Source organism: Clostridium sp. JN-1 (genome assembly GCF_003718715.1).
Lineage (GTDB): Bacteria > Bacillota > Clostridia > Clostridiales > Clostridiaceae > Clostridium_AV.
Window position 1 is genome coordinate 2162771 of record NZ_CP033465.1, and the last position, 21163, is coordinate 2183933.

Consider the following 21163-nt stretch of genomic DNA (forward strand, 5'->3'; position numbering starts at 1 on the left):
CTAAATTATCACTCTATAAGTATAATATTAAAGCTATATTTAAACAACCCTTAATAGTCCCAAAGGTGAGAATGTATTACAAATTGTTGCACAATACATTTAATTAAATCAATCATTTTATAATAATTTATCAGTTAATATAAATTTTTACGAGTATTAGATCAAATAAAATCAACTTGACATTAAAAATAAAATTCATTATACTTTAAAAAATGCAAAGCATTTTGTAAAGGACAGGAGTCAGAGGACAATTGACAGAGGACATTGAAGGTTGATTTTTTGCTAACGCAAAAGAATCTTTAAATTTATATAAATCAGCGATGTTTCGCTTTAGCGAAACGAGTTATCAAAAATCTTTAATTTAAAAGGAACTCATGTTCTTTTATTTCTTAAGGAGTACTTTCCTAAGTAAACAATTATCTAAAAGCCATAGATTTTAGGTCCCTGCTTAAGCGATGTTTTGCATTAGCAAAAAAAACCTAAAAAATAAATTAGTTTTCTGACCCTTCATTGTCCTCTGTCCTCTATCTCATGTCCTATCAAAAAAGTTGCTTTAAAATATAATAAAAAAGAGGAGGACAATATGAATTTAATATCTTTACCTAAAATTGAACTTCACTGCCATTTAGATGGAAGTGTTAGACCAGAAACAATTATTGATATAGCAAAAAAAGATGAGATTAACATTCCTTCTTATGATATTCAAAACATAAAAAGAATGGTTACTGCTCCATTAGACTGTGAATCTCTTGATGAATATTTAAAAAGATTTCAACTCCCAATATTAGTAATGCAGACAAAAGAGAATCTTAGAAGAATAGCTTACGAACTTCTTGAAGATTCTGCAAAGGAAAATGTAAAATATATAGAAGTAAGATTTGCTCCTTTACTCCACCGTGAAAAGGGATTAAGCATTGAAGAAATAATTGAAAGTGTATTAAATGGTATTAAGGATGCAGAAAAAAAGTATGATATAAAAGGAAATCTAATTTTATCATGTTTAAAAACTATGCCAGTTGATACAGTTTTTGATGTGGTAGAAGGCGGAAAAAAATTCCTTGGAAAAGGAGTTGCAGCAATAGATTTAGCTGGATCTGAAAACGAAGGATTTTCAAAAGAATTTATAGAGCCAATAGCTTTAGCTAAAAAATACGGATATAGAATAACAATTCATGCTGGTGAAACTGGAATAGGTAAAAATGTACTTGAAGCAATAGAGCTTTTACATGCTGAAAGGATTGGACATGGAATATTTATAAAAGATTGTGCTGAAGCATATAAAGCTGTTAAGGAAAAAGGAATTACACTTGAAATGTGCACGACAAGTAACGTTCAGACAAAAGCAGTACAATCTTTTAATACACATCCTATATATGACTTTTACAAAGATGGAATAAAGGTAACAGTTAATACTGATAATAGAACTGTATCAAATACAACTATGACTAATGAATTTAACATATTATTAGATGAATTTCATATCACCTATAAAGATTATAAACAAATTTACTACAACAGTGTTAATGCATCTTTTGCTGATTTAGAAACTAAAGAAAAATTAAAAAAATACCAACCCTTCTTTAAACGAAATAACAAGTAAGATTTTAATATATAAAAGAAAGCCATAAAAATAGAGTTTATTCAGGATGCTCATTATGAGCCGCCTGAATAAGCTTAAAAAAGTCTTTAAATATATTGAATTACATTATAATACTAAGAAAATGCATTCTTTACATGACTCTACCTGGAATTACTGCATCTATTATTCCAATAACCACAGCTGCTAATAATGCTCCTATTATAGATACTCTCATATTTGCAACTAAAAATTGTGTAAGATAAATTATTATTGCAGAAATAACAAATCCCTTGAAACCTTTTCCAAAAGGTGATGCATCAACTCCCATAAGCCTTTCAACTAAATAATCAAGTACAGTTATTACAACTGCAGCTAATAAAAATGACCACAATCCTCTAATAGTAAATCCAGGTGTTAAAAATGATGTTACAGCTAAAACAATTGCAACAAAAATCAATCTCATTATCCAATAAAAAAAGGTACTACCACCTGACTTATTCTCTCCTTGGTTTTTTTCATTATTTTGCATTATAAAGATTACCTCCTCATTTTAAAAATTTATTGTAAAACATATATTTATTGTGCTTCATAACATTTAAAAATATAACATCATAATTAAAAGTTATTCAAAAAATAAAGAAAAATAAGCACCAGTTAATTAGCCAGTGCTTAAGTTTCTTGTTATCTATACTTAATAAGAGGGTTTTTTATTTTTAATTTCGCTAAGTTTTATCTTAGGACAATTATTATTATATATGGTTAATGTTACGACATTGTGCCATATTTGTTAAATATCAATGTAATTTTTTTAAAAATTTTATGAAGTTATAAAAAACAGAGGACAGAGGACAATTGACAGAGTATGAACATAATTCTATAGATATTCATATTATAAATTGATACAATTTTAACTCGGAGGATGTTATGAAAAGAAAGAAGCTCAGCTTTTGTTCTATTTTATTAAGTGCTGTATTCATAGCCGTGCTGTTTACAGGATGCGGCAGTAAAAGTCAAAATGGCACTACTACAGTTAGATTAAACGAAGTTGCCCGTTCAATTTTTTATGCACCAATGTATGTTGCAATAAATGAAGGATTCTTTAAAGAAGAGGGTCTTGATATTGAATTAACTACAGGACAAGGTGCAGATAAAACTATGCAGGAAGTACTAAGTAAAAATGCTGATATAGGATTTTGCGGACCTGAACAAGTCATATATATATATAATCAAAAAAGGGAAGACTACCCAGTTATATTTGCACAATTAACTGCAGCAGATGGTTCTTTTTTGATTGGAAGGAATCCCGAACCTTCCTTTAAGTGGGAAGACTTAAAGGGTAAAAACATAATAGGTGGAAGGCCCGGCGGTGTCCCTGAAATGTCTCTTGAATATGTATTAAAACAACATGGACTTACTCCTGGTAAGGATGTCAATTTAATAACAAACTTAGCTTATACTGCCACAGCAGGTGCCTTTACATCAGGTACTGGCGATTATGTTACTCTATTTGAACCAAGCGGAAGTATGATTGAAAAAAGTAACAATGGTCATATTGTAGCTTCGGTAGGTAAATCCACAGGAACCTTACCTTACACATGTTATTTTGCAACTAAATCATATATGGAAAAAAGCCCTGAAGTCATAGAGAAATTTACAAAAGCCATATATAAAGGACAGCTTTGGGTTCAAAAACACAATGATACAGAAGTTGCAGAAGTCATTAAGTCATTTTTCCCTGGAACAGATAAAAATATAATAGTATCTGTTGTTAAAAATTATAGATCCATAAATGCTTTTGCATCAGATCCTGTACTTACTGAAGAAAACTTAAATAGACTCATGGATATAATCCAAGATTATAACAAACAACTTATTCCTCAAAGACCGCCGTTTAACAAAATAGTTAATACTAAATATGCTCAAGATGCAGTTAAAGAAGTCAAATAAAAAAAGGTAATGGAAGTTCATTCAAACTTCTATTACCTTTAAAAATATATTACTTCTCTTCAATTCCAGCAGCCTTAGGTGGTTTATTTAAATTACCTAAGTTATCTAAATTAGACTTAGAACTGGACTTCTCTTTTTCTAAAGACTTAAATGCAACTGAAAGCATTAATTTTATTCTATTTAACTGATTTACTTCGCTAGCACCAGGATCGAAGTCTATAGCTGCTATATTGCTTCCAGGATATCTTCTCTTTAGCTCCTTTATCATTCCCTTACCAGTTACATGATTAGGCAAGCAGGCAAATGGCTGCATACATATAATATTTTTAACATCACTTTTTATAAGTGCAACCATTTCAGCAGTTAAAAACCATCCTTCACCTGTTTCATTTCCAATAGAAACTATAGGCGAAGCCCCTTTAGCTAAAGTTTCTATATCCTCAGGCGGACTAAATCTCTTACTTTTTGTAAGTGCATTTACCATATGTCTCCTAAAGTGCTCAATAAATTGTATAAATGCATTTTGCATAACTTTACTTTTCATAGTTCCAGACAAATACTTGTATTTAAAGTTTGCATTATATGCACAATATAATAAGAAGTTTGTCAAATCTGGTACTATTGCTTCAGCACCTTCTCTTTCTATAACATCAACAATATTATTATTTGCTGTAGGATGGAACTTGACTAAAATTTCTCCAACTATACCAATCCTAGGTTTACTGATATTCTTTATTTCTAAATTATCAAAGTCTTCAACAATTGCATATATATTTTCTTTGAACTTTTTATGACTTCCATCTCTAACATTTTCTTTACACTTTTCTATCCACTTTTTATATAGTATATTGGCTGACCCTGGTATTTTTTCATATGGTCTTACCTTGTACAGTACTCTCATAAACAAATCCCCATATAAAACAGCTATTAATAGTTTATTTATAAGTCCCATACTTATCTTAAATCCTGGGTTCTTTTCCATTCCAATTAAATTAGCTGATATTACAGGAATATTTGAAAATCCAGCTTCTTTTAAAGCTTTTCTTAAAAATCCTATATAATTTGTAGCTCTGCATCCTCCACCAGTTTGCGACATTATAACAGATGTATTATTTAAATCATACTTACCGGATTTAAGTGCTTCAATAAGCTGACCTACAACCATTATTGAAGGATAACAAGCATCATTATTAACATACTTTAACCCTTCATCTACAGCCTTTTTATCAACTGAAGGAAGAACCTCTAAATTATACCCAGAAACATTAAACCCTTCTTGTAAAAATTGAAAATGTATAGGTGACATTTGAGGACATAAAATAGTATGCTTTTCTCTCATTTCCTTTGTAAAAATAATTTTCTTATCATTTTTCAAAACCTTTTTAGGTATAAAACCTGCGCTGTCTCTTTCATCAAGGGCAGCTTTTAATGAACGTATTCTAATTCTAATTGCACCTAAATTGCTTCCCTCGTCTATTTTTAATACAGTATATATCTTTTCATAAGAATTTAAAATTTCTTGAACTTGATCTGTAGTAACTGCATCAAGTCCGCATCCAAACGAATTAAGCTGTATTAACTCAACATTTTTATTTTTAGCCACAAAACTTGCTGCAGCATACAACCTTGAATGATAAACCCACTGATCTACTACTCTTAGAGGTCTTTCAATTTGACCTAAATGACATACAGAATCTTCTGTAAGAACAGGCATTCCATATGAAGTAATTATGTCTGGTATTCCATGATTTATCTCTGGATCCAAATCATAAGGTCTTCCTGCCAAAACAATACCGCGCCTGCCGGTCTTTTTTAAGTATTCAAGTACTTCTTCACCTTTATGTCTTATATCCTGCTTTACCTTTTTATTTTCATCATAGGCCATTTCAACTGCCCTAGTCATTTCACTTTTACTTATATTAAAATCTTTTAATTCCTCTAGTAATCTCTTTGTCAATCTCTTCTCATTATCCAAAGGCAAAAATGGATTTCTAAAGTCGACATTCTTATTTTTTAAAACATCCATATTGTTTTTTATAACTTCAGGATAAGATGTAACCATAGGACAATTATAATGATTATCCGCTTCTTTTTGCTCTTTTTGTTCATATGGTATACATGGATAAAATATGAACTTTATTCCCTTATTTACCAAACTCATTATATGTCCATGCACTAGCTTTGCAGGATAACACGCTGATTCCGAAGGTATAGTTTCTATTCCAAGCCCATATACTTCCTTTGAGGATCTTGGTGATATCTCCACTCTGAATTTAAGTTCTGTAAATAACGTAAACCAAAATGGATAATTTTCATACATATTGAGTACCCTTGGAATACCAACCCTACCTCTTACTGCCTTATCCAAGCTCAATGGATTATACCTAAAAATTCTACTATATTTGTATTTAAATATATTAGGTATGTCATTTTTCTTGCGTTCTATTCCTGCTCCTCTTTCACATCTATTACCTGATACAAATTCTCTTCCATCTTGAAATTGATTTATTGTAAGCAAACAGTTATTTGCACATTTACCGCATCTTCTCATAGTTACATCTGTAGTAAAAGTATTTACTTTATCAATTTTAAGCAAAGTACTCTTGCTTCCACTAATATACCTTTCCTTTGCAATTATAGCTGCTCCAAAAGCACCCATGAGACCCGCTATATCAGGTCTTATTACTTCTCTGCCCGATATGAGTTCAAAAGCCCTCAGTACAGCATTATTATAAAATGTACCGCCTTGAACTATTATCTTTTTTCCAAGTGCCTTAGGATTTCTTATTTTTATTACTTTAAACAGCGCATTTTTAATTATAGAATATGATAGTCCTGCCGAAATATCACCTACAGTAGCCCCTTCCTTTTGTGCCTGCTTTACTTTTGAATTCATAAATACAGTACATCTTGATCCTAAGTCTACAGGGTTTTTAGAAGAGAGTGCAGCCTTAGCAAAATCCTTAACTGTCATATTTAATGAATGTGCAAAAGTTTCTAAAAATGAACCACAGCCGGATGAACAAGCTTCATTTAACATTATACTATCAATAAATCCATCTTTTATTTTTAGACATTTCATATCCTGTCCGCCTATATCGAGTATAAAATCAACCCCCGGTTGAAAAAACTCTGCGGCTTTGTAATGTGCTATTGTTTCAACTTCTCCTATATCTATTGATAATGCAGCTTTTATAAGTCCTTCACCATATCCCGTTACACAAGAGTTTAATATATTTGCTTCGCTTGATAACTTACTATATAGATCCTTCAAAATTTTAACAGCTGATTTAAGCGGACTTCCCTCATTACTTCCATAATAAGAATATATGAGATTTCCTGCTTCATCTATAAGTACAGCCTTTGTAGTAGTTGAACCAGCATCTATTCCTAAATAACAATTTCCCTTAAAGTTCTCTAAACTTAATTTGTTAACTACATTTTTATTATGTCTTTCTTCAAACTCCTTAAGCTCGTCTTCATCTTTAAAGAGAGGTCTTAATATTCGTACTTCGTCACTAGCCCCTTTGTTTAAAAGAGGCAGTGTTTCAATTAAAGATTTGAAAGAAATAATTGGTTCCTTTTTAGATTCAAGTGCTGCTCCCATTGCAACGAATAACTGAGAATTATTTGGAAAAATTACTTCTTTTTCAGTAAGCTTCAGCGTTTCTATAAACCTCTTTCTAAGTTCTGACAAGAAGTAAAGTGGACCTCCTAAAAATGCAACATTACCTTTTATTGACTTTCCACAAGCAAGCCCACTTATAGTTTGATTTACTACAGACTGAAATATAGAAGCGGCTATATTTTCTCTTGCTGCACCTTCATTTAAAAGCGGCTGAACATCAGTTTTTGCAAATACACCGCATCTGGCTGCTATAGGATAAATAACTTTATAATTTTTGGCTAATTCATTTAGACCTTGAGCGTCTGTTTTAAGTAGTGATGCCATTTGGTCTATAAAAGCACCTGTGCCGCCTGCGCAAGTGCCATTCATTCTCTGATCTATTCCACCATCAAAAAATGTTATTTTGGCATCTTCCCCACCTAATTCTATAGCTACATCAGTACTTGGAATAAACCTTTCAATAGTATTAGTGCAAGCTATAACCTCTTGAATAAAGGATATATTAAGCCATTTAGATACTGAAAGTCCGCCTGAACCAGTAACCATTATTGTAATATTATCATCTTTAAAATATTCATATGCTTCTCTTATAACATTTACAATAGTGCTTCGTATATCTGAATAATGTCTTTGATATCTGCTATAAACCATACTGTCTTTATCATCAGATACAGCTATTTTTACAGTAGTAGACCCTACATCAAGCCCTATATGAAATAAGTTTCTCATAAATCATATCACCTTTTACAATTAATAAATTAATGAAATAAAATTAAATTTCATTTAAACTTCCATAACATTTTACTAATTACAATACCTTTTTATATTATTACTATGATTATATTATTATCCTTTTACAATAAGTATAAAAATAAACAATAATGCAAATTACTTTATAACATTTAAATTATTTTACAATATCTAAATGTTAGCTAATAACCATTATCAATGAGTGATTACTCACTTTAATTTTATATTACCAAAAAAATATTGTCAATACTATAAAATCTACTTGGACGTATAATCCCAACTTAAAATATTATTACTATATAGAGAGCAAAAAATAACCATATCCTAACGCATACGGTTATGTGTAGTTTTGCAGACTTATTCTACAACATTCCTCTGTTCTAAACTTACTACACAATATTATAACATATATCTCGCTTTGTACATATACTAAATCACAAATAATTATATCAAAACTATTTATGTATTTAACACTATATAATGTATAAATTCATATACTGAACTATGTATATTACAGGAATCAAATTAATAGGAGATGATCTCTTGAGTAAAGTATATGTAAAACAAATATATATGAATTATCATTCCCTGACTACTTGTACTAAAGCCTTAGACAATATAACATTTTCAGTAGACGATGGTGAATTTTTAAGTATAGTAGGTCCATCTGGATGTGGTAAATCAACCCTTTTAAATATAATAGCTGGGCTTTTAAAACCATCTTATGGTTGTATATATATAGATAATGAAAAAATGACATCCTTCTCCAATAAAATGGGATATATGTTTCAAAAAGATCAGTTATTTAGCTGGCTAACTGTATGGGATAATATTATATTAGGACTTAAAATTCAGCATAAGAACATAGATGATTATAAGCCAAAACTCAATAAACTATTGGAAAACTACGGATTAATTGACTTCGTGTCCCATTACCCAGATGAACTGTCCGGCGGAATGAGACAAAAAGTTGCATTAATAAGAACACTAGCTTTAGATCCAGAAGTTTTACTGCTTGATGAACCATTTTCATCTCTTGATTATCAAACAAGACTCAATATAAGCGATGAAGTTTTTAAAATTATTAAGAAAGAAAATAAAACTGCCATAATGGTTACGCACGATATATCTGAAGCAATATCTATGTCTAACAGGGTAATCGTGCTGTCTAAAAGGCCTGCAAATATTAAAAAAATTTTTGATATAAAATTTTCTATTCCTCATGATTCTCCTTTAAAATGTAGAGAGGAACCTGAGTTTAGAGTTTACTTTAATAATATTTGGAAGGAGCTAAACTCACAATGATAGATGAGATAAAAGAACATAAATTATATATTCAAAATATTGAAAAGGAAAAGAAAAAAGTAATTACATTAAGGATAGTAATATTAGCAGCTTTTTTTGCACTGTGGGAAATATCAGGAGATTTAAACTGGATAGATCCTTTTTTAACTAGTACACCATCTAGAATGTTTAAAAGTCTTATAAAGTTATACACTGAAAAGGCTTTATTTTCAAACATAGGAATAACATGCTATGAAACAATTCTTGGATTTACTCTTGGGACAGTTCTTGGTGCAATAATAGCTGTACTTTTATGGTGGTCTAAACTTGCTGCAAAAGTTTTAGATCCATATATTGTAGTTCTTAATGCACTTCCTAAAGTAGCTCTTGCCCCTATTATAATATTCTGGGTTGGAAATGGTATAACAGCTATAGTTGTAGTTACCCTGCTGATTTCAATCGTAGTCACAATTATAACTATACTAGACGGTTTTAATTCAGTGGATGATGACAAAATAAAGCTTTTAAAAACTTTTGGTGCTAAAAAATCTCAAATATTAACTCACTTGATAATACCTGCAACAATACCTACCTTTTTATCTGCTTTGAAAATAAATGTAGGATTATCATGGGTTGGTGTAATAATGGGTGAATTTTTAGTTGCAAAACAAGGATTAGGATTTTTAATAGTATTTGGCGGTCAAACTTCTGAGCTTGATACAGTAATGTTGAGTATATTAATATTAGCTGTACTTGCTTATTTGATGTATGAAGGTGTTCAACTATTGGAAAGGAAATTAATATCAAGATCTACTCATTAAAGTACTTGTGTATAAAAGTATGTAAATATGGATATTATTTGTATAGGTATATTCTTGTAATATTTATATAAACTTATTATATGAGTATTTACAAACTCATCATAAAGTTAGGAGGATTTAGATGAATTACTTTCAAATAGCCAATGAATACTACAACGCCAAAAATTATAAAAAAGCCATATATATGTATGGAAAAGCCATCATGCAAAAAAACAATGTATCTTCTTCCCTTTATAATTCTGCTGTATGCTTTATAAAATTGAAAGATTACGAAAGAGCCATTCCCCTATTAAGATCAGCAATTAAGTTAAAAAGGGACAGCAAATACTTTTTCAATCTTGGTTATTGTTACGCTGTGCTTAAAGATAATAAAAAGGCACTATTATACTTTAATACTGCATGGTGCTTAGATAATGATGATGTTGATTGTGAAAAAGCTATTAATTCAATAATGAAAACTTATTTATCTAAATCCTAATAAAAGCAGAGGACAAAAATCTGTCCTCTGACTTTGTTGCTATTATCTTAATGTCTCAAACACATATCCTTGAGACTTAAAGTATTGTATTACTTGAGGAAGTGCTTCCACAGTAGTAACCTTAGCTGGTGCATCATGCATTAGTATAACCAAATGGTCATGATTTCCATACATTTTAACTTTGTCAACAAGGTTAGCCACAGGTACATTATTATGCTCAGCATCACCTGTTAGATCATTCCAATCGACATAGTGATAGCCGGCATTTTTTGCTGCTTCTCTAAAAGGTGCCAATCTATTTCCAAAAGATCCCCCTGGAAATCTTATAAGCTTCAATTTATAATCTTCTCCTACAATTGATTTTAAAACTTCGCTGCACTTGTTCAAATCATTAACAAAAATCCTAGGATCAGAATATACATAATGCATATCATGTGAATAAGTATGATTTGCAACTACATGACCATCATTTATCTCATCCTTTACAAGCTGCTTATTTTCTTCTGCATTTTTACCTATTAAAAAGAAAGTAGCTTTTATGTTACTTTCCTTAAGTATTTTAAGTATCTTAGGAGTATTATTTTGTGAAGGACCATCATCAAAAGTTAAGTATACAACCTTTCTCCCGTCAGACTTATATGGGTTAAATCCACTTGTATCCTTAGTATTTGTTGGATTAACTTTACTTTCCCTTTGGTCCATACTTTTTTGATTCAATTGTTTTTGATTTTTTTGCTTAGCACTACTTGCCATAGCTACTTTCCTGCTGGATATCTCACTGCCTAAAAATAACCCAATTGAAAATAATACTAAAAACGACACAGCAATTAGTGAAATTTCCTTTTTGGATACCTTTTTATAATTGTTTCCATTCTTCTTGTAATGTTCCATGCATACCATCTCCCATAATTTTGTCAAAGTAATTATACAACTTATGTGATATAAGGTAAACTAAGTTTTATTAAAAATTACTTAATTATCTACAAATTACTTAAAGTATCCTCATAAATTGCTACCATTCACCTACTACTTGAGAATTTCTATGGTCTAAATCAAATCTTTTACTGTCGAAATAATTTCCTCCCCTATAGAAAGTTGTATCTACATTTATCCATCTTTGCTGCTCAGGTATATATACCTGATTCCATGCATGACTTACCCAACTAACTCCATTAAAACCTTCTCCTATTATCAATCTTACCTTAATATTATTAGCTCTTGCCATTGCTACATATAAACATGAATAATCAAAACAAATACCTTTTCTTGTATTAAATGTGGGTATGGCTCCTGAACTTACATCAAAATTATTATTTAACACGTCATTCGCTTTTTCGTGGTCATATGATATATTACTTCCTATCCAATCATATATAGTTTTCGACTTTTCTATAGTACTCTTTTCATTTTCAGTAAGCTGCCTTGAAAATTCATCTATTTTACTATTAGATTCAACCCCTTGATCCAAAGTAACTCCATTATAATATGCTATTGTCTTTCCGTTATTTATAACATTTTGTGCTGCGTCCCCCTGTTGATTAGGATTTTTTATTACAACTTTAAACGAGTTATCTATGATATTTGGAAGTTTTTTTGCAACTTCAGAGTTTGTAACTGGTATTACAACTTCCTTGCAAATTGTATTATAAGGTTTTGAAGTTTCTAGGTACTTGTTAAACTTTCCACCCATATTAAACATGGAAGCTATGTTAATTATAAAAACAGCTAATATGATGTAGCATAATGATTTCGGTAATTGAAAGGCAGCTCCAACCGTTCTTTTAAAGGAGTTACCTTTTGTCCTTAAAAATTTATCTACAGTATTTAGTATGGGATAAAAGATTATATAGCTTAATAAATTTAATAAAAGTTTTATAATCTTATATATTATGAATACAATTATGGGTATGATTATTAAATAGACAGTAGTTATATTGTTGTCTATATAATTTGCAAAATCAGTAGGTATAGCCCTATATATATCCATATATATTCCCTGACCATGCTGAATAAATATTTTTTTACCACTATAAGTTCCTAAAAATATGGCTATAATAAATGAAATATTTCTATTAATATCATCAATATCACCTTTTAAATCCCCTGAATTAAATTTAAATAAAAACCCTTTAAATAATGGATAAAAAAATATCAAAAATAACATAATTGTTATTGGATTAGCTTTTATATTATTTATAATAATAATCACCTTCTTAACTTATTCTAAAATAAGTCTATTATGCTATTTCTAGAAGCCATTTATCATTTAAACAGTATCTCCCTTTAAATTTATAATTGATTTTAAAACAGTTCTTATATTTTCATAAGAATACCCTTTTCTAAGCAAATAATTACATAACTTTCTATATATCTTTATACTGTCACTTTCAGATTTCGATATTATATTATATCGCCTTTCTGCTGCTATTCTCAATGTATTGAGGTCACTATTTAAATCTTGTTCTTTTTTTGATTTGGTATTGTGTTCACATTCATCCTTATCAATTACATCATTTAATACATCTTTAATTATATTTACATTGTATCCCCTAGAAATTAGATAGTTACCTAATTTCTTATATATTTTTTTATAGTTTACTCCCGTCTTTTTTACAACATCATATTTTTTTCTTGCAAGTTTAAGTGCATACTTTTTTTCAGTTAGCGCATCTATTTTTTCAAGCTCACTTTCTATACTAAGCTTATCTATTCCTTTTTTTATAAGTGCACATCTTATCTTATTCTTTCCCTGTGACTTTATCTTTTCATCTATATAGGTTCTAATAAATTTTTCATCATCCAAAAATTTATACTTTTTCAAGAAATCAACTACTCTATCTATTGTATGATTCCCATATTCCTTTCGGACTAATTTATCAACAACCTGTTTTTCTGTCTTATATGACCTTTCTATGATTTTAAGCGCCAAACTTTTACACTTTATATAATTGTCTTGATCGACTATCTCTTTTATATTCTCTAATTCTAGATTTTTACCTTTTACAATATTATACATATAAATCAATTCAGTACTGCATGCAAAAGCAAACTCTTGGTTTATATATACATTTACCCTCTTGCCATTGTTTTTTTGAATTTCAATCTTAGTAACAACTTTTTTTTCATTACTCAAAATAAATCACCTTATTTCTGGCTTTTAACTATATGTATAGTTGGATTATTAAAAACAAGCCTTGCTGTATTATATATATCCTCTTTTTTTATATACTTCAATTTTTCTATATCATTTATAAATTCAAATATATCTTCATGATTTATAATTTGGCGAAGGACATAGCCCCCTATATCAATAGAATCTTCCAGCGTAAATGCTATAGCAGTTTTTAAAACTTTTTTCATATGCTGTATAGTATCATTGTTAAAAGATATTTTTTCATTTTTGATTTCATCAATGCAATTATCTATCGTTTTTAATGCTTCTTCAATATTTTCATCCGCTACAGCAGTATAAATATACAATACTTTTATATACTTTTGTAAAGTCAAATCTGTATAAATGTCATACGCTAATCCCTTTTCTTCTCTAAGTTTTCTAAATAATATGGAATTAGCACTTTCACCAAATTTATAATTTAATACTTTAAGTACAAGTTCTTGATCTTTAGTTATATTATAAAATGTGAATGCATAAACTATAGTACTCTGTTCTATATTTTCTCTATATGAAACCTTTTTTACTGGGATATTATCTTCTATAATAATTTCATTTTTCTTAAACTCTTTAAACTTCCACCCTTTAAAATATTTTAAAACCAATTTCAAAACTTTATCATGATCAAATGGGGAAACTATAGATATATAACAATTATTAGGAACATAGTATTTATTATAAAATTCTAATATATCTTGTCTTTTAAAGCTTAGTACTGTTTCTTCATCACCTATAGTATCATGTTTCAGCGGACTCTTATCAAAAGCAAATTCGTTTACTTTTTTAAAGCTGTAATCTTCTATATCATCTTTACTTGATCTAATTTCAGCTAGTATAACTTCCCTCTCTTTTTCCAATTCTTTTTCAGGAAATACAGAATTAATGAACATGTCAGATAAAATTTCCAGCGAATGCTCGAGTTCATCATCTAAAGCTGCAATACTATATACTGTATTTGTACTATCTGTATATGCATCATATTCCCCACCTATACTTTCTAAATAAGTATTTATTTGCTCGTTATTTCTACTACTTGTCCCTTTAAAAAGCATATGTTCTATAAAATGTGATATACCTTTCTCCTGTCTATTTTCATATATTGACCCTATTTTTATGCCGCAATTGACACAAGCAATCTTTGTATCCTTTTTTACAGTTGCAACTTTTATACCATTTTCCAAAGTTTTTTCTTGAACATCAAACATACAATTATCTTCCTTTTTTATAATATAAATTGAGTCCATCTATTAAGTTCATTTATATATATTATCATAATAATTGAATTATATACAATGAATAAACATAAAAAATAGCATATGTAAAATCATCAATATTTAGAAAAAGCCTGTTTAAAATTCAGGCTTTAATCTACTAAATGTATGCCAAGTTTTGAATAAAATGAATTGCCTATAGTATCAGTAACTTGAAGACCATTCTTCTTTTGGAATTCATGAACCACTGATTTAAAATAATCACCATATATACCATCAGGGTTGGATTTATAATATCCTTTTTCTCTCAGCACCAGTTGAAGTTGATATACATCCGATCCTCTCATTCCCGGACGAAGTACCCTCAAATACTCGCCAAACCTCCCATAATTTCCTCCTGATATTACTACAGTTGTACCAACTGGAATATAACTGTATAATTCTTTTACTTCGTTATTTTTCATCCTTATACATCCATGTGAAGAATTCCAGCCTATTGAATTTGGAGCTAACGTACCATGTATGCCGTACTTTCCCCATGGAACATTAAGTCCCATCCAGCGTCCTCCAAATCCACTGCCCCAAGTATCCTTGCCTATTATTTTCCACGTTCCAATTGGAGATGGAGTAGTTGATTTTCCAGATGCTACTTTATAAGTTTTAAATAATTTACCTTCTTTAAATACGCTTAAAGAATTAGTAGTAGTATCAACTATAATTATGTAATTTGTTTTTGATTTACCTTGATTACAAACATCTCTATAAGCGGTAATTTTATATCTATTACCCAATAATAATACTTCAACTATTATTATTGAAAATAGAAGAATTATTACTTTTTTTAAATGCACCTTTAACACCTCCTATCTCATTTTATGAAATAGAAGAATAATAAAGAATTTATTTTTTAACTTTTCTACTGCTTTTATGTCTAACCCTTTTCTTTTGAACTGAATATCCAAATTTACCTAATGGCTTTTCGGATAAATCGAAATATTCACCATGAGAATAACATATCGGTTTGGATTTTTCAAAATGAATTTTACCATTTTGGTCAATTAAACTTTCCTCTACATTTACTGCTAAAATTTCCGCTAAAAATAAATCATGAGTTCCAAGTGGAATTATATTTTTAACCTTACATTCTATGCTTACAGGACATTGTTCTATACAAGGTGTTTTTATCTTTGTGCTTTCTTCCAAAGTTAAATTACACTCTTTAATTTTATCTATATTCCTTCCAGATTTGACACCGCAAAAATCTACAATCTTTGTCATATTTTTAGACGGCAAATTTACAACAAACTCGCCGGACTCTTTTATATACTTATATGAAAGTCTCTCAGGTCTTATAGCTGCCGTTATCATAGGTGGGTGAGTGCATGCAGTGCCAATCCACCCAACTGTAAATACGTTTAAGTTATTATTTTTATCTATACTTGTTATAAGCACGGCTGGAACTGGATTTAACATGGTACTTCCCTTAAAGTGTACTTTTGTCATATTTTATTTCATTCCTCTCTAGTTTATTGTAAGGATGCAAAATATATCATCCATAATCTATGTTACTTTAAATTCTTGTATTATTATATGCGTAATATTATAATAATAAGGTAATATTATTTAATTTTAAAGTCAATTATATGCTTAATTTTTAACTTAATTAATTATATAATTTTCTTTAGTTAATAAATTTAAAATAGTGGGTGATTTTATGCATAACTTAAAGTTAACAGAATCAGGCAAAAAAAAATTAGAGGACGAATTAGAATACTTAAAAACTGTAAAAAGAGTAGAAATTAAAGCTGCTTTAAAATCTGCACGTGCACAAGGTGATTTAAGTGAAAACGCGGACTATAGTGCAGCAAAAGACGATCAGTCTATGACTGAAACTAGAATACTAGAATTAGAACAGCAGTTAAAAACAGCTGTAATTATTGATGATACAAGTGAAGCTGACGTGTTTGGTATAAATAAAACAGCACTTGTAAAGTTTTACGATGTTGGCGACGAAGAAGAAGTTACTCTTGTGAGTTCAGTAGAAGCAGATGCTAAAAATATGAAAATCAGCATTGACTCTCCTTTAGGAAAGACACTTTACAAATTAAGAGTAGGTGAAAAGTCAACTGTATCATCACCAGATGGTAATTATAAGGTTGAAGTCTTAAAATTGTTAAGCTAATCTAAAATTACTTTTAAACAGGATACATGTACCAGCAGTTGGATGTCATAAAGCAGCAATTGCTGATTTCCCTGTTAATACTAAAACTTATCTTAATATTTAATCACTGCTCTCTTTTTTATCTTTATAAATTATACCATTTAAAAATAAATCAACAATTTCTCCTGCGTCTTTACTTTGATCATCGTTTGCAAAATATTGAGGTGAAAATTTGCTGAGCACAACATAGCCTAGTAACAAACTCACTATGGTTCTCGTAACAACTTTAGGATCTTTGTTTCTAAAAACGTTATCAGCTATATTTTTCTCTACGAACTCATTTAAAAAAGCTGCAACATTAGGTATTATATAATTCTGCATTTCTTTTAAAAGCTCTTCATGATAAATGGATTCAACAAATACAGTTTTTATTAACTGTAAATTTTCATCTATAAGTTCTAACCTATCTTGTATCATATCCTTTAAAACTTCCCCTACAGATTTTTGTTTTTCTTGTTCAATTATTTCTTCAATAGGATCTGATATTAATGGTCTAAGAAAGTTTATAATTAAAGGAATTAAAAGACTTATGAGTAAATCCTTTTTACTTTTATAATATCTAAAAATGGTTCCTTCAGCAACTCCAGCTTCTTTAGCTATTTCGCTTGTCCTACTTCCTTCAAAGCCTTTTTTTGAAAAAACTTTTACTGAAGCCTCCAATATATCCCACTGTCGTTTTGTCATTTCTTCAGGCATAGAATCTTTAAATTTAAACAAATTTTCTATAACATCTTTATAATTGTTGTCCATTTTATCGTGCTATCCCCTTTTATTTTGATATTGTAATCATGAGTGACTGCTCACTAATATAAATTATATTATAGTATTAGAATAGTAATGTCAATTATGTGCTAAATATAACTGCAATTTTTTGAGAGGACAAAGGACATAGGACAATGAAGGTTGATTTTTCGCAGCACAGCCATAGGCCATCAAGCTAAGTAATATAATTACAGAGATTTAGATGCTAAATCTCTGTTTTTGACTTTATTTTGTTGATTATTTGTAATTTTAGCAGTAAAATTACAAATAGATGTTGTTATATTCATAAAAATTGGAAACGATGAAAAATTCTCCATAATTGGGCACCTGGAGAATTTAGAGTTAGTGGTGCAACCTGCCAATAATTGATTAGAAATAATCGATTATTGGCAGATTGTTTATATAAAAGAATTTATATGTTTCTAAGGAGGTTTTAATCGTGAATGGATACGAAAAGTTAATTGCTGTCATTATTTTATTAATTACTATTTTAGGGACAGGCTGTTCAGATTCTTCATCTTTAAATGAAAATGAACCTACAATTGGCTTTGCTGCCTATGAGTTTAATAACACATGGATAACTGAACTTAAAAATGAAGTGTATAAGGTATCTAAAGGAAAGGCTCGAGTTGATATTTGGAATGGAGATAATTCTCAAACAACTGAAAATGACAAGATAAATCTTTTTATAAGTAGAAAAGTTAAGGCACTTGTTGTAAATCCAGTAGATGTTAATGCTGCAGGACAGATTATTGAAAAGTCTAAAAAAGCAAATATACCTATAGTATTTGTAAATCGCGAACCTAAAAAAGAAGATATTGAAAAATGGAATAAGATTTACTATGTAGGTGCTAAAGCAGAGCAATCCGGAACAATACAGGGTCAAATGCTTGCAAATTATTTTAAAGATCATCCTACTCAAGATGGCACTATTAGATATATTATGCTAAAAGGGGAAACGGGAAATCAAGATACTGAAGAGAGAACGAAATATTCTATAAAAGCTCTTGAAGATTCAGGCTTTAAGGTGCAAAAGGTGGCAGAAGACACTGCTATGTGGGATCGTACAAAGGCCCAGGAAAAAATGACCTCGTTTATTTCGTCATACGGCCAAAATTTTGATTGTGTAATAGCAAACAATGATGACATGGCCCTTGGGGCTGTTGATGCCCTAAAAGCAGCTGGATATTTTAATGGAGGAAAATATGTACCTGTAGCAGGTGTAGATGCTACGGCACCGGCAGTTAAAGCTGTTGAAGATGGTACCCTTCTCGGAACTGTTTTAAACGATGCTGCAAAACAGGGTGATGCTGTTTTTGATTTATCATATGTACTTTCTAATGGGGAAACTCCCGATGAAAGTAATTTTAAGTATAAGATTACAGATGGAAAATACGTATGGATTAATTACAAAATGATTACAAAAGGAAATGTTCAAGATGCAAAATAAAATTAATGGGGGATAGTATTGTGATAAAGGATGTAAAAGTTAAAACTAAAATTTTTGTAGGATTTAGTATTATTCTGATAATGATGTTTTTAGCTACAATCGGTGCTTTTTATAATTTTAACCGTATTGAAAAATCTACAGACAGGGTTTCAAAAGATATTATTCCAATAGGTAACATTATGTCTCAAATTAGCAGTGAACTTGTAAGTGAAGAATCAGGAGTTAGGGGGTATATTGCCAGCGATGGAGATGATAGATTTTTGGAGTCCTATAATTTAAGTGAAAAAAATATTCAAAAGGATATAGAAAGTATAAAAAATTATTATCATGTAGATGATAATTTAGCCATTACTATAAAAAATGAAGTTATACCAAATGTTGAAGTAATAGATAATTATTTTAAAGATCAAATAGACTTAGTTAAATCGGGAAAAGTTCAAATAGCAAGAGATAGGCTGCAAGATGGGAAAGTATATATGGATGATTATAAATATGTGTATATTAAACTTAGTAATATGATAAATGAAATTACAAGTAACGCATGGGCACAGACTAGAAATGCGGGCTCTAGTGCAAGATGGATTATGGGTATTATATTTTTAATAAGTATTGCAGCCGGTATTTTTGCAGCAATGAAAATTTCTAATAAAATTGTATTAAGACTTGATAAGTGTGTAGATTCCCTTGGACAGATAGCTGGTGGAAATCTGGTAGTTGAACCTATAAAAATAGAAGAAAAGGACGAAATAGGAGAACTGGCTGCTTCAATTAATATAATGGCACAAAATTTAAAAAATATTGTAAGACTGGTTCTAAATGTTTCTAATGATGTAACTGCATCTTCAGAAGAACTTTATAATAACGCCCATCAATTAAACGAGACTGTAGGACATGTGAAGGATGCTATTAACAAGGTGGCTAAAGGAGCTGAAAATCAATCTAAATCTTCAGGAGAAGTATCTGCAGTAGTTGAGCAAATTTCGGCAAGTTCTCAGGAAGTAGCAGCTAATTCTCAGGAAGTAGCAAATGCTGCAAATAATGCATCTTCTGCAGCTAAAAATGGCAGTGATGTTATATTACAGGCTGTTAGCCAGATGGAATCCATTAAAAATTCAACGGAAATAGTAAAAGATTCAGTGGAAAAACTTAATCGCGATTCTGCGGCTATTGGAGAAGTTGTAAATGCTATTTCAGACATTGCGGATCAAACCAATTTATTGGCTTTAAATGCATCTATCGAGGCTGCACGTGCTGGAGAGCAGGGAAAAGGATTTTCAGTTGTAGCAAAAGAAGTACGTGAACTTGCAGAAGAATCGAGTAAATCTGCAGATAAAATTGCAAAACTTATTCAACAAGTTAAAGAAAATATTCGAGGGGCTGCCACTTCCATGAAAAGCAGTATGGATAATGTAAATACTGGTACGAAAATAGTAAATAATGCGGGGAATTCATTTAATGAAATATTGAAGCTTGTAAATGACGTTTCTTTGCAAATCCAAATTATTTCAGAAACGCTGCATCAGCTTGCAGAAGGCAGTGAACAAATTGTTTTAAATGTAGTGACAATTGATAACATATCGAAAGATACTGCTTCCCAAAGCCAAACAGTATCTGGAGAAACTGAAGAACTATATGCTTCTACGGAAGAAATAACTTCTTCTAGTCAGAATCTAGCCAATTTATCAGGACAGCTTAAAGAAGCTGTGAATAAATTTAAAATTTAATGCAATAACAGAAGCTTAAAAATTGCATTATTAGCTTGATGGCTATGGCAGCGCAGCGCAGAAAAATCCTCCTTCATTGTCCTATGTCCCCTGTCCTCTGTCCTCTGACTTTGTCCTATGTTCTCTAAAAATACTT

17 protein-coding genes and 1 riboswitch are annotated in these 21163 nt (G+C 30.1%); of the genes, 8 read left to right on the plus strand and 9 right to left on the minus strand.

The genetic code is table 11. From position 1 onward, the window contains the following. The first annotated feature begins 583 nt into the window (after positions 1–583). Positions 584–1600, plus strand: a complete 1017-nt coding sequence (gene add, locus EBB51_RS10300; protein WP_123054389.1) for an adenosine deaminase — start codon at positions 584–586, stop codon at positions 1598–1600. A 130-nt stretch (positions 1601–1730) separates the two neighbouring features. Here add and EBB51_RS10305 read toward each other — a convergent pair whose 3' ends face one another. Beyond that, entirely contained in the window at positions 1731–2108 is a 378-nt protein-coding gene (locus EBB51_RS10305) for a phage holin family protein (protein WP_123054390.1), read from the minus strand. 395 nt (positions 2109–2503) lie between these two features. On the opposite strand from EBB51_RS10305, the gene EBB51_RS10310 reads away from it, so the two are divergent. Next, positions 2504–3526 carry an ABC transporter substrate-binding protein gene (locus tag EBB51_RS10310; protein ID WP_123054391.1) on the plus strand — a complete coding sequence of 341 codons (1023 nt, stop codon included), beginning with the start codon at positions 2504–2506 and terminating at the stop codon, positions 3524–3526. Between the two features lie 49 nt (positions 3527–3575). Here the strand turns inward: EBB51_RS10310 and EBB51_RS10315 are convergent, their stop codons facing one another. After that, on the minus strand, positions 3576–7883 hold the full coding sequence (locus tag EBB51_RS10315; protein WP_123054392.1) for a 2-hydroxyacyl-CoA dehydratase: 4308 nt from the start codon (positions 7881–7883) through the stop codon (positions 3576–3578). A 564-nt stretch (positions 7884–8447) separates the two neighbouring features. Between EBB51_RS10315 and EBB51_RS10320 the strand changes: the two genes are divergently transcribed. The 3 genes from EBB51_RS10320 to EBB51_RS10330 all read left to right on the plus strand — a co-directional run bounded on the left by EBB51_RS10320 (position 8448) and on the right by EBB51_RS10330 (position 10487). Next, complete coding sequence (locus EBB51_RS10320; protein ID WP_123054393.1) at positions 8448–9209, plus strand: ABC transporter ATP-binding protein; 762 nt, start codon at positions 8448–8450, stop codon at positions 9207–9209. After that, positions 9206–10009: an ABC transporter permease gene (locus EBB51_RS10325; RefSeq protein ID WP_123054394.1), complete on the plus strand. Its 804-nt coding sequence runs from the start codon at positions 9206–9208 to the stop codon at positions 10007–10009. Before EBB51_RS10320 ends, EBB51_RS10325 begins: the two co-directional genes overlap by 4 nt. A gap of 121 nt (positions 10010–10130) precedes the next feature. Next, complete coding sequence (locus EBB51_RS10330) at positions 10131–10487, plus strand: tetratricopeptide repeat protein (protein WP_123054395.1); 357 nt, start codon at positions 10131–10133, stop codon at positions 10485–10487. A 42-nt stretch (positions 10488–10529) separates the two neighbouring features. Here EBB51_RS10330 and EBB51_RS10335 read toward each other — a convergent pair whose 3' ends face one another. The 6 genes from EBB51_RS10335 to EBB51_RS10360 all read right to left on the minus strand — a co-directional run bounded on the left by EBB51_RS10335 (position 10530) and on the right by EBB51_RS10360 (position 16373). After that, the gene (locus EBB51_RS10335; RefSeq protein ID WP_123054396.1) at positions 10530–11378 is read right to left on the minus strand and encodes a polysaccharide deacetylase family protein; all 849 of its coding nucleotides are present in this window, start codon (positions 11376–11378) and stop codon (positions 10530–10532) included. A 121-nt stretch (positions 11379–11499) separates the two neighbouring features. Continuing rightward, entirely contained in the window at positions 11500–12675 is a 1176-nt protein-coding gene (locus tag EBB51_RS10340; protein WP_123055048.1) for a transglutaminase-like domain-containing protein, read from the minus strand. Positions 12676–12753: 78 nt separating this feature from the next. Further along, on the minus strand, positions 12754–13620 hold the full coding sequence (gene recX, locus EBB51_RS10345; RefSeq protein WP_123054397.1) for a recombination regulator RecX: 867 nt from the start codon (positions 13618–13620) through the stop codon (positions 12754–12756). An 11-nt stretch (positions 13621–13631) separates the two neighbouring features. Continuing rightward, positions 13632–14864 carry a pitrilysin family protein gene (locus EBB51_RS10350; protein ID WP_123054398.1) on the minus strand — a complete coding sequence of 411 codons (1233 nt, stop codon included), beginning with the start codon at positions 14862–14864 and terminating at the stop codon, positions 13632–13634. 158 nt (positions 14865–15022) lie between these two features. Next, on the minus strand, positions 15023–15721 hold the full coding sequence (locus EBB51_RS10355; protein ID WP_243103833.1) for a L,D-transpeptidase family protein: 699 nt from the start codon (positions 15719–15721) through the stop codon (positions 15023–15025). A 49-nt stretch (positions 15722–15770) separates the two neighbouring features. After that, positions 15771–16373: a flavin reductase family protein gene (locus EBB51_RS10360; RefSeq protein WP_123054399.1), complete on the minus strand. Its 603-nt coding sequence runs from the start codon at positions 16371–16373 to the stop codon at positions 15771–15773. A 211-nt stretch (positions 16374–16584) separates the two neighbouring features. Between EBB51_RS10360 and greA the strand changes: the two genes are divergently transcribed. Then, complete coding sequence (gene greA, locus EBB51_RS10365; protein ID WP_123054400.1) at positions 16585–17052, plus strand: transcription elongation factor GreA; 468 nt, start codon at positions 16585–16587, stop codon at positions 17050–17052. Positions 17053–17151: 99 nt separating this feature from the next. Here greA and EBB51_RS10370 read toward each other — a convergent pair whose 3' ends face one another. Then, entirely contained in the window at positions 17152–17841 is a 690-nt protein-coding gene (locus EBB51_RS10370) for a TetR/AcrR family transcriptional regulator (protein ID WP_123054401.1), read from the minus strand. Between the two features lie 297 nt (positions 17842–18138). Further along, positions 18139–18222, plus strand: a riboswitch (cyclic di-GMP riboswitch). Between the two features lie 70 nt (positions 18223–18292). Between EBB51_RS10370 and EBB51_RS10375 the strand changes: the two genes are divergently transcribed. Continuing rightward, complete coding sequence (locus EBB51_RS10375) at positions 18293–19303, plus strand: galactose ABC transporter substrate-binding protein (RefSeq protein WP_243103838.1); 1011 nt, start codon at positions 18293–18295, stop codon at positions 19301–19303. A 20-nt stretch (positions 19304–19323) separates the two neighbouring features. Continuing rightward, the gene (locus EBB51_RS10380; protein WP_190285269.1) at positions 19324–21027 is read left to right on the plus strand and encodes a methyl-accepting chemotaxis protein; all 1704 of its coding nucleotides are present in this window, start codon (positions 19324–19326) and stop codon (positions 21025–21027) included. Positions 21028–21163: the final 136 nt, after the last annotated feature.

Excerpts from the sequence above, each read along its gene's own strand:
- EBB51_RS10310 (WP_123054391.1), top strand. The coding sequence starts at position 2,504 with ATGAAAAGAAAGAAGCTCAGCTTTTGTTCTATTTTATTAAGTGCTGTA.
- EBB51_RS10330 (WP_123054395.1), top strand. The coding sequence starts at position 10,131 with ATGAATTACTTTCAAATAGCCAATGAATACTACAACGCCAAAAATTAT.
- EBB51_RS10350 (WP_123054398.1), bottom strand. The coding sequence starts at position 14,864 with ATGTTTGATGTTCAAGAAAAAACTTTGGAAAATGGTATAAAAGTTGCA.
- EBB51_RS10305 (WP_123054390.1), bottom strand. The coding sequence starts at position 2,108 with ATGCAAAATAATGAAAAAAACCAAGGAGAGAATAAGTCAGGTGGTAGT.
- EBB51_RS10335 (WP_123054396.1), bottom strand. The coding sequence starts at position 11,378 with ATGGAACATTACAAGAAGAATGGAAACAATTATAAAAAGGTATCCAAA.
- add (WP_123054389.1), top strand. The coding sequence starts at position 584 with ATGAATTTAATATCTTTACCTAAAATTGAACTTCACTGCCATTTAGAT.
- EBB51_RS10360 (WP_123054399.1), bottom strand. The coding sequence starts at position 16,373 with ATGACAAAAGTACACTTTAAGGGAAGTACCATGTTAAATCCAGTTCCA.
- greA (WP_123054400.1), top strand. The coding sequence starts at position 16,585 with ATGCATAACTTAAAGTTAACAGAATCAGGCAAAAAAAAATTAGAGGAC.
- EBB51_RS10370 (WP_123054401.1), bottom strand. The coding sequence starts at position 17,841 with ATGGACAACAATTATAAAGATGTTATAGAAAATTTGTTTAAATTTAAA.
- EBB51_RS10315 (WP_123054392.1), bottom strand. The coding sequence starts at position 7,883 with ATGAGAAACTTATTTCATATAGGGCTTGATGTAGGGTCTACTACTGTA.
- EBB51_RS10325 (WP_123054394.1), top strand. The coding sequence starts at position 9,206 with ATGATAGATGAGATAAAAGAACATAAATTATATATTCAAAATATTGAA.